7 protein-coding genes, 1 tRNA gene and 1 pseudogene are annotated in these 8,572 nt (G+C 61.5%); 7 read left to right on the top strand and 2 right to left on the bottom strand.

From position 1 onward, the window contains the following. The first annotated feature begins 10 nt into the window (after positions 1 to 10). The 7 genes from murJ (at position 11) to DWX58_RS14235 (ending at position 7,667) form a co-directional block, all read left to right on the top strand. A complete protein-coding gene (gene murJ, locus DWX58_RS14205; protein WP_118644978.1) occupies positions 11 to 1,573 on the top strand; it encodes a murein biosynthesis integral membrane protein MurJ in 1,563 nt (520 codons plus the stop codon). Positions 1,574 to 1,576: 3 nt separating this feature from the next. After that, positions 1,577 to 3,025: an O-antigen ligase family protein gene (locus tag DWX58_RS14210; RefSeq protein WP_118644981.1), complete on the top strand. Its 1,449-nt coding sequence runs from the start codon at positions 1,577 to 1,579 to the stop codon at positions 3,023 to 3,025. Next, a complete protein-coding gene (locus DWX58_RS14215) occupies positions 3,022 to 4,155 on the top strand; it encodes a glycosyltransferase family 4 protein (protein ID WP_118644984.1) in 1,134 nt (377 codons plus the stop codon). The genes DWX58_RS14210 and DWX58_RS14215 overlap by 4 nt, the downstream gene beginning before the upstream one ends. Then, entirely contained in the window at positions 4,142 to 4,654 is a 513-nt protein-coding gene (locus DWX58_RS14220; protein WP_158579300.1) for a DUF4330 domain-containing protein, read from the top strand. The genes DWX58_RS14215 and DWX58_RS14220 overlap by 14 nt, the downstream gene beginning before the upstream one ends. Then, the gene (locus DWX58_RS14225) at positions 4,651 to 5,151 is read left to right on the top strand and encodes a DUF4330 domain-containing protein (RefSeq protein WP_118644990.1); all 501 of its coding nucleotides are present in this window, start codon (positions 4,651 to 4,653) and stop codon (positions 5,149 to 5,151) included. Before DWX58_RS14220 ends, DWX58_RS14225 begins: the two co-directional genes overlap by 4 nt. 29 nt (positions 5,152 to 5,180) lie before the next feature. Then, positions 5,181 to 7,391: a polysaccharide pyruvyl transferase CsaB gene (gene csaB / locus DWX58_RS14230; RefSeq protein ID WP_118644993.1), complete on the top strand. Its 2,211-nt coding sequence runs from the start codon at positions 5,181 to 5,183 to the stop codon at positions 7,389 to 7,391. 184 nt (positions 7,392 to 7,575) lie between these two features. Next, a tRNA-Ser gene (locus tag DWX58_RS14235) sits at positions 7,576 to 7,667 on the top strand. A 140-nt stretch (positions 7,668 to 7,807) separates the two neighbouring features. Here the strand turns inward: DWX58_RS14235 and DWX58_RS14240 are convergent. Beyond that, positions 7,808 to 8,137 (bottom strand): SCP2 sterol-binding domain-containing protein, encoded by a 330-nt coding sequence (locus DWX58_RS14240; protein WP_118644996.1) that lies wholly within the window; start codon positions 8,135 to 8,137, stop codon positions 7,808 to 7,810. Between the two features lie 254 nt (positions 8,138 to 8,391). Beyond that, positions 8,392 to 8,572: pseudogene (locus DWX58_RS15265) on the bottom strand (hypothetical protein); the annotation flags it as partial.

Consider the following 8,572-nt stretch of genomic DNA (forward strand, 5'->3'; position numbering starts at 1 on the left):
AGGGTGCGCCGTGGACGACGCCCGCAGCCACGCCACAAAAACCATCAGCACCGTCATGCTCATCACCCTCCTGGGGAAGGTGCTGGGGCTGTACCGGGACCGGCTCCTGGCCGTCCATTACAGCGTGGGGATGGAGGCCAACGCCTTCTTCACCGCCAGCCGCATCCCCAGGGTCTTTTTTGACGCGGTGTTTGCCTCGGCCATCGCCGCCTGCTTCATCCCGGTGTTCAGCGAGTACCTGGAGAAGAAAGGGAAAAAGGATGCCTTCCGTTTTGCCGGTTCCTTTATTACCATCATCTCCCTGCTCACCGCTGTGCTCACCGTGCTGGGGATGCTCTTCCCCCAGCCGCTGGTGGCCCTGTTTGCCGACTACTCCGACCCCCAGACCACCGCGCTGGCCGTCTCCCTCACCCGGGTGATGTTCCCCACGGTGTTCTTCTCCGGGGTGGCCTTTTCCCTGGTGGGTGTCCTTCAGGCCCAGGACCACTTTACCGCCCCCGCCCTTATGTCCACTCTCTCTAACCTGGTCATCATCGTCTATTTCCTCTTTGGCGACCAGAAGTTTGGCATTTACGGCCTGGCGGGGGCCTATCTGGTGGGCTGGTTCCTCCAGGGAGTCATCCAGTTCCCGCCCCTGCGGCGGTTGGGCTACCATTACCGGCCCAGCTTTGACTTCCGCTCCCCTGGAATGAAAAAGGTCTTCGCCCTCATGGTGCCGGTGATGGTGTCCACCTGGGTACAGCCCATCTCTCTGGCCATCAATTCCCGCTTCGGCTCCCAGCTCTACGACGGAGCCGGGGTGTCCGCCATGGAGTACTCCTCCAACCTCTATCTGGTGATCACGGGCACCTTCATTCTCTCCATCACCAACGTCATCTTCCCCAAGCTCTCCCGGCTCACTGCCGGCGGGCAGGAGGGCGCCTTCCGGGACACTCTGCGCCAGACGGTACACAGCAGCCTCTTCTTCGTGCTGCCCATGTCCGCCGGTCTCATGGCGGTGGCCCGTCCCCTCATCTCCTTTATTTACGGCGGCGGAGCCTTTGACGACTTCGCCGTGGACATCACCTCCACCGCCCTCATCTGGATGTCCCTGGGCATGGCGGGCTACGCCGTTCAGAACATCCTCAGCCGGGCCTACTTCGCCCGGCAGGAGGGCCGCGGCCCCCTGGTGGCCGGCGCCGTATCCATCGCAGTGAACATCCTCCTGTGCGCCCTGCTTTCAGGGCCCCTGTCCGTCACCGGCCTGGCCATCGCCTCGGCGGTGTCCTCCACGGTATACGCCCTCATGCTGCTCATCCCCATGGAGCGCCGGGGGGAAGGGGTGCTGGACGGCCCCTTTGTCCGGGACCTTAGCAAGATGCTGCTGGCCGCCGCGGCCACCGGTCTCGGGGCCGTGGGTGCCCGCGTCCTGCTGAGCGGGCTCCTTCCCGCCGGCAAGGTGGGAGAGCTTCTCTGTCTGGGCGGCTGCGCTCTGGCGGGCGTGGTGGTGTACGCCCTGCTCACTCTGGCCATGGGGCTGGAGGAGGCCCGACTGGGTCTGGTCTTTGTGAAACGTCTGGGAAAGCGAGGTTAAGCTATGCAGCAAGCAAAACAGATTTTAAACGCCAGCGTGCTGTGGCGGGCCCTCATGGCTGTGTGCCTGTGGTTCAGCCACCAGTGGCAGCGCAGCGGCGTCATTCAGTGGTTCGTTCACCCGCCCCTCTGGGATCAGGCGGTGTCGGAGAGCAGTATCTTCTTCCGCCTGTGGTCCTGGCTGCGGAATCTTCTGTGCCGTCTCTACCGGTTTTTGCATCTGGAAAAGCTGTTTGCCGGCAGCGTCTTTCTCCAGGTTTGGGTGTGGTGCGCCCTGCCGGTGGTGCTGGCCCCTGTGCTGCCCACCATGGCGGTGCTGGGCCTGGCGGCCATCGGCTATGCCTCCCTCCTTCTGAACCTGGTGCATGACCAAAAGAGGCCCCTGGCCTATTCCCCCATCAACCGCTATGTCATCCTCTACGCCGCCATTTATCTGGCCGCCACCTTCTTCTCGGTGAACCGTTCTGCCAGTCTGAAGCCCGGCCTTCTCACCGTGGCCTTCATTCTCTTTGCTGTGGTCCTCTACAACTCGGTCACTGGACGGCGCCAGCTGGATACCCTCATTGTCCTCATGGTGCTGGCGGGTACCGCCGTGGCCTTCTACGGCATCCTCCAGTACATCTTCCGCTGGGGCTACCAGTCCGCCGCCTGGGTGGACAGCGACATGTTTTCCGGCATTGAGTTCCGGGTGCCCTCCACCCTGGAAAACCCCAACATGCTGGGACAGTATCTCCTGCTGACCATCCCCATGGGCGGGGCCTGTCTGCTGGGGGCCAAGACCTGGGGCAAGCGGGTGTTCTACCTGTGCTGCTGCGGCATTATGGCTCTCTGCATGATCCTCACCTTCTCCCGGGGTGCCTGGCTGGCTCTGCTCTTCGCCGGGGCCATCTTCGTGCTTTTCCTCAATCCCCGGCTCATCCTGCTGGCCCCCTTCGCCCTCATCGCCCTGTACTTCGTCCTGCCGGAAACGGTCATCACCCGCTTTACCAGCATCGGTGACCTCACCGACAACTCCACCTCCTACCGGGTGTATATCTGGATGGGCGTGCTGGCCATGCTCAAGGACTACTGGCTGTGCGGCATCGGCCCCGGCGACGCCGCCTTCAACATGGTCTACCCCGCTTACAGCTACAGCTCCATTGACGCCCCCCACTCCCATAACCTGTTTCTCCAGATCGTGTGTGACGCGGGCATCTGTGCCCTGGTGGTGTTCTTCCTGCTGCTCTTCCACTACTTCCGCATGCTGTGCGCTGCCATCAGCCGGGAGAAGGACTGGCAGAGCCGCCTCTTCCAGATCGCCTTCGGCTCCGGCGTCTGCGGGTTTTTGGTGCAGGCCATGACGGATTACTCCTTCTACAATTACCGGGTCATGTTTTTGTTCTGGGCCTACCTGGCCGTGGGCGCTCTGTCCGCCCGCCGCAGCCAGCTGCCTGAGGGGAGGCTTTGGGTATGATGCGGGTTTTGAACATCATCAGTGATACCAACATCGGCGGCGCGGGCCGGGTCATTCTCAACTACCTGCGCTACGCCGACCGGACGCAATTTGAAACTCTGGTGGCTGTTCCCCGGGGCTCCCTGCTGAAGGAGCCGCTGGAGCAGGAGGGCGTCCAGGTCTATGAAGTGGACGGCATGGCCGACCGCTCCTACCACAAGGACGACGTGAAGGTCCTTCAGGACCTCATCCGTCAGGTGAAGCCCGACCTGGTCCACACCCACGGAGCCCTCTCCGGCCGCATCGCCGCCAAGCGCTGCCATGTGCCGGTGGTGTATAGCCGCCACTCCGCCTTTCCCGTGCCGGCCAAGCTGAAATATCCCCCCGGCCGCTGGGTGAACAAACTCATCAACGAGCACTACGCCGACCACATCATCGCCGTCAGCCCTGCCACCCGGGACAACCTGGTGGAGGGCGGCATCTCCCCCAAAAAGATCACGGTGGTCATGAACGGCATCGCCCCGGTGCCCGAGACCAGCCCGGAGGCGCGCGCCGCCCTGCGGGAGTCCCTGGGTCTGGCGAAAAACACTTTTGTCTTCGGCATTCTGGCCCGGATGGAGGACTATAAAGGGCACCTCTACCTGGTCCACGCGGCCAAGCTTCTGAAGGACCAGGGGCGCACCGATTTCCGGATCCTCATGGCGGGCACCGGCTCCTTTGAAGATGAGGTGGCCCGGGCTGTGGTGGAGATGGGCGTGGACGACGTGGTCCAGATGCTGGGCTTCCGCTCCGATGTGGCGGAGCTGCTGAACATTCTGGATGTACAGCTCAACGCCTCCTACGGCACCGAGGCCACCAGCCTGGCCCTGCTGGAGGGCATGAGCCTGGGGCTGCCCTCCATCGTCAGCGATTACGGCGGCAACCCCTTCCTTGTGGAGCACGGCGTCAACGGCCTGGTCTTCCCCAGCCAGGACAGCCTGGCGCTCAGCAAGTGCATGACCCGGCTGATGGACCACCCCAACGAGGTCAAGAGCATGGGTCAGCGGGCCAAGGAGCGCTTTGACGCCCAATTTACCGGTCCGGTGTTTGCCCGGAACATTGAGCGTATCTATCTGGATGTACGGAAAGGAGATCCCCATGGAACAAAATAACGGAAAATTTCGCCTGAGGTTAAATCTGTTTGACGGCATTGTGCTCATTGTGGCACTGGCCGTGGGCGCTTACCTTCTTTGGAATGCCTTTAAGCCCGCCCCCTCCACCCCCTCTGGACAGCCCACTGTCTCCTCCACCACCGTGCGCTATACCATTCGTTTCCAGCGCATGATGGAGGGCACCGGCTCCCTCATTGAGCCGGGAGACGCCCTGGTGGACACCATTAAGAATTACAAGCTGGGCAACGTAGTCTCCGTGGAGATCGTTCCCGCCCAGTCCCAGATCCTGGACCACGACAGCCGGGAGTATGTCCTGGCCGACGTTCCCGGCTATGAGGACGCCCTGGTCACCGTGGAGTCCACCTGCACCGACAGCAACGACACCATTCTGCTGGACGGCGGCTACACCCTCCGGGTGGGCGCCACCGCCTACATCCGCGGCGAGGGCTACATGGGCAGCGGACCGATTATCTCCATTGAACGGGAGGAGCAGGCATGAAAATCATTGATCGAAACGGCCGTCTCTTCGGCAAAATCAGCATCATCGACCTGGTGGTCGTGGCCGTGGTCATTGTGATGGCCTTCGCCCTGTATGTGAAGACCAACCACAATGAGATTACCTCCACCTCCACCTCCAACACCCCCATTACTTACCAGATGCTGGTGCGGGGTGTGCGTACCTATGTGGCCGACGCCGTTCAGGTGGGCGACCACGTGTACGACCAGGACCGCAACAGCGGCGGCGGCTCCCTGGGTGAGATCACCGACATTGAGATTCTGCCCAGCGGCAAGCTGGCCGAGTTCAAGGACGGCACCATCGACACCGTCCCCGTGGAGGATGGAGTGGACATGCTGCTCACCATCCAGGGGGAGGGCCTCATCACCGAGGGGCGCTATGTGCTCAACCGGGTGTATGACCTGGGCGTCAACTCCTCCCGGAACTTCTGCACCATGTACGCCCAGTTCACCGGAACTATCTACTCCATTCTGAGCTGATCAAATACTGGAACAAAGGAGCCTGCAGCATGAAAATCCTGATGGCCACCATGGGTCTGGACATCGGCGGAGCGGAAACCCACATCGTGGAGCTGGCCAAGGAGCTGCGCCACCAGGGACATGAGGTGGTGGTGGTGTCCAACGGGGGCGTCTACGTCCCTGAGATCACCGCCGCCGGCATCCGGCACTACAATGCCCCCATGCACCGGCGCAGCCTGGGGGATATGCTCCGCTCCCGGGCCATTCTCCGGGACGTCATTCTCCGGGAAAAGCCCGATGTGGTACACGCCCACGCCCGCATCCCCGCCTTCCTCTGCGGCACCCTCCAGCGCCGCCTCCGCTTTCCCTTCGTCACCACCGCCCACTGGGTCTTTGACACCAGCGGCGCCCTCCGTTACCTCACAAACTGGGGCCAGCGCACCATTGCGGTGTCCGACGACATCAAGTCTTACCTCATCCGGGAATATCACCTTCCCGCTGAGCACATCTCCGTCACCATCAACGGAATTGACACGGAGAAGTTCTCCCCGGAGGTCTCCGGGGAGCGGGTCGTGGCCGAGTTTGGCCTGGACCCCAGCAAACCCATCGTCTCCTACGTCAGCCGCATGGACCAGGACCGGGCCTTGGTGGCCCGGCAGCTCATTGAGATCGCCCCCCAGCTGGACCGGGTCGTTCCCGGAATTCAGCTGCTCATTGCCGGCGGCGGCAACGTGTTCCAGGAGCTGCTGGCCAAGGCCAAGGAGGTCAATGCCGCCCTGGGCCGCCCCTGCATCACCATGGCCGGTCCCCGCACGGACATCAACGAGATTGTGGCTGCAGGCGACATCTTTGTGGGCGTGTCCCGGGCTGCTTTGGAAGCCATGTCCGCCGGCAAGCCCGTCATTGTGGCGGGCAACGAGGGCTATCACGGCCTCTTTGGCCCGGAAAAGCTCACCGAGGCCCAGGCGGGCAACTTCTGCTGCCGTGGGCTGCCCCTCTCCCAGCCTCAAACTCTGTTGGAGGATGTGGTGTCCACCCTGGCTCTGTCTCCGGAGGAGAAGGCCCGTGTGGGCGCCTACGGCCGCCAGGTCATCTTCGACTACTACTCCGTGCGCCGCATGGCCAACGACTGTCTGGCCATGTATGACCAGGTCCGCCGTCGAAAGTACCAGGTGGTCATGAGCGGCTACTACGGCTTTGCTAACGCGGGCGATGACGCCATTCTGGAGGCCATTCAGCAGGCCATCCACGAGGCCAGCGATGACATCGGAGTCACCGTCCTCTCCAATGACCCGGAGCTCACCCGCAAGCAGTACGGCATGGACGCCATTCCCCGCTTCCGCATGTGGAAGGTGTTTTCTGCCCTGCGCCGCAGCGATGCGCTGCTCTCCGGCGGCGGCAGCCTCCTTCAGGACACCACCTCCACCCGCTCCCTCTTCTACTATCTGTCCGTCATCCGCTGCGCTCAGCTGCTGGGCAAGCCGGTGATGCTGTACGCCAACGGCATCGGGCCGGTGCGCCGTCCTGGCAACCGCCGGCGGGTGAAAAAGGTGGTGGAACGGGCCACCCTGGTCACCCTGCGGGACCACAGCTCCGCCCGGGAGCTGGCGGACATGGGCGTGACCCGTTCGGACCTCTATGTGACCGCCGATCCGGTGTTCCATCTCTCCCCCGCTTCGTCGGAGCGTGGGCAGGAGCTGTGCCGGGCGGCTGGTCTGCCGGAAGGCAAGCCCTTTGTGGCGGTATCCGTCCGGGACTGGCCGGACACCGGTCGTTTCCCCAAGGAGCTGGCCAAGCTGTGTGACCACCTGCACCGCACCTACGGCCTGGAGGTGCTGTTCCTGCTGATGCAGCCTGCCCGGGACCGGGCCACCGCCCAGCTGGTTCAGCAGGCCATGACCGAGCCCTCCTACCTTCTGGACTGCGTCTGCACCCCCCGGGAGCTGATGGCCGTCCTGGGCCAGGCCCGGCTGTGTCTGGCCATGCGGCTTCACACCCTCATCTTTGCCGGACGGATGGCCGTGCCCTCCCTGGGGCTGGTCTACGACCCCAAGGTGGAGAGCTACCTCCAGGAGCTGGAGCTGCCTGCCGCGGGCTATGTGGACCGCTTTGACGCCGCGGAGGCGATTCTCCGGGCAGACGCCCTGATGGCGGACTACGACCAGGTTCTGGAGCGCCTGCGCCAAAAATCCGCCCAGCTGGCCCAGGCTGCCCGACAAAACGAAGCCCTGCTGCTGGATATGCTGGAGCACCCTGTGTGACACATTTTCGCGGGCCGGAAAGTACTCCTTTCCGGCCCTTGCTTTTTCCTCCCAGTCTCTTGTTTGGGGGTTCAGATTTTTTTACTGTTTTTTTCAGAATGGGCTTGACTATCGCCAAAAAAATGGTATAATACATGTTGCTGTCGCGCTGAATGTTGTCGCGTTCAGATTGAAAATTGTATATGGAGTAGTATCGAAGTGGTCATAACGAGCACGACTGGAAATCGTGTGGCCGTCAAAAGCGGCCCGAGGGTTCGAATCCCTCCTACTCCGCCAGAAAAAAGACATCTGCATAAGCAGATGTCTTTTTTCGATTTTAACTTTTTAGACCGCTGGGAAAGGCAGTGTCTGACGCACACCTGTGGAGCTCAGCGCAGAAAACCAGTGAGCAGCATCTTCTCTTTTTCTCGCTGCCCTTATTTCCCCCTGGGCAGCAGTTCCTTGAGCCGGAGCGCCTTGTCAATGCTCCCCTCCACCTTCAGCTTCCCCATAAATACCGCAGCCACCGGGTCTGTCTTTCCAGAGGCAATCTTAAACAGGGTTTCCGCCGAGCAGGTAAATGCCGCATCCCGGTCCCGGTAGTCGTAGGGCTCCACAGCCAGCGTTCCGTCCTTCACCTCCAGGTAGAAGGTTCCGCTGGCTTCCCCTGTAATATTGAACTGGTAGGCCAGATGCTCGTGGATGCCGCTGGCATCCGCCCGCTTCAGCAGCGTCTTTACTTCCTGAAACATCGCTTCATAGGTCATGATAATTCCCCTCTCCGCTTCACAGCAGCTGACTTCACCGCTAGGGTACCATCTTTTTCTCCCATCGTCAATGCTATGGAAAGTCTCCCCGGTTGAGCGCAGAATTTCAAAGGCTCCTTCCACGCATTCCATCCCCGTTGCCCGCAACTTTCTCGCTAGATACCATTGATTTAATATTTTTATTTCCAATAAAGCACAACTGAGACGATAATTTTCATTATCGCCTCAGTTATTGCCTTCATCTTTTATTGACTTTACAGCTCGCCCACAGCGGCCTCCACCGCGTTGAGCAGGTCATCGGACTCGATGAGGCCGATGGTAGCCTTGGACTGGTTGCCCATGTAAATATCTTCCTTCTGGAACTTGATGAGATCGGTCACCATCTCATAGGCGATGGAAGTGCCCTTGCCCAGCTTGAACTGGCCCAGCTTCTCC

Source organism: Pseudoflavonifractor sp. AF19-9AC, assembly GCF_003478995.1.
In the GTDB taxonomy this organism is placed as follows: Bacteria; Bacillota; Clostridia; order Oscillospirales; family Oscillospiraceae; genus Lawsonibacter.

What these genes read in the sequence shown, in the direction of transcription:
- DWX58_RS14225 (WP_118644990.1), top strand. Translation starts at nt 4,651, where the DNA reads ATGAAAATCATTGATCGAAACGGCCGTCTCTTCGGCAAAATCAGCATC.
- DWX58_RS14210 (WP_118644981.1), top strand. Translation starts at nt 1,577, where the DNA reads ATGCAGCAAGCAAAACAGATTTTAAACGCCAGCGTGCTGTGGCGGGCC.
- csaB (WP_118644993.1), top strand. Translation starts at nt 5,181, where the DNA reads ATGAAAATCCTGATGGCCACCATGGGTCTGGACATCGGCGGAGCGGAA.
- DWX58_RS14240 (WP_118644996.1), bottom strand. Translation starts at nt 8,137, where the DNA reads ATGACCTATGAAGCGATGTTTCAGGAAGTAAAGACGCTGCTGAAGCGG.
- DWX58_RS14215 (WP_118644984.1), top strand. Translation starts at nt 3,022, where the DNA reads ATGATGCGGGTTTTGAACATCATCAGTGATACCAACATCGGCGGCGCG.
- DWX58_RS14220 (WP_158579300.1), top strand. Translation starts at nt 4,142, where the DNA reads ATGGAACAAAATAACGGAAAATTTCGCCTGAGGTTAAATCTGTTTGAC.